Genomic DNA, 320 nt, shown 5'->3' on the forward strand with positions numbered 1-320 from the left:
GACTATCCACTTCTTTCAAAAACGGACATTCTTTTTTGTATTGCGCCGGTGTATTGTGGAGCATTTGTTTCGTTTCTTTGTAGTGGTTGATTTTGTCGCTGAGCATTTGGTTGTAGATGAAGCGGGCGTAGCCAAAACAATTCGCAAAATATTCTTTTTGCTGTTCGGTTGGGTATAATCTGTACTTGTATGCTTTCAACATATGTGTCACCTCACTTCGCCTTGGTTTTCAATGTATTTTTTTATAACTTCAATTGGAGCGCCGCCTGTTGTCAATAAGCAAAAACTCCTCGACCAAAACATTTCTTTCCATAATTTCT

The 320-nt window shown here is 38.4% G+C and carries 2 protein-coding genes; both read right to left on the bottom strand.

Annotation, left to right across the window (positions count from 1 at the left end):
• Positions 1 to 202, bottom strand: a 202-nt coding sequence (locus ABFX15_RS02575; RefSeq protein WP_428830581.1) for a helix-turn-helix domain-containing protein, incomplete at its 3' end; no start/stop codon positions are given.
• Positions 203 to 207: 5 nt separating this feature from the next.
• Positions 208 to 320: transposase (locus ABFX15_RS02580; protein WP_346023963.1), on the bottom strand; the 113-nt coding region annotated here is incomplete at its 5' end.

The organism is Alkalibacterium indicireducens, assembly GCF_039522005.1.
In the GTDB taxonomy this organism is placed as follows: Bacteria; Bacillota; Bacilli; order Lactobacillales; family Carnobacteriaceae_A; genus Alkalibacterium; species Alkalibacterium indicireducens.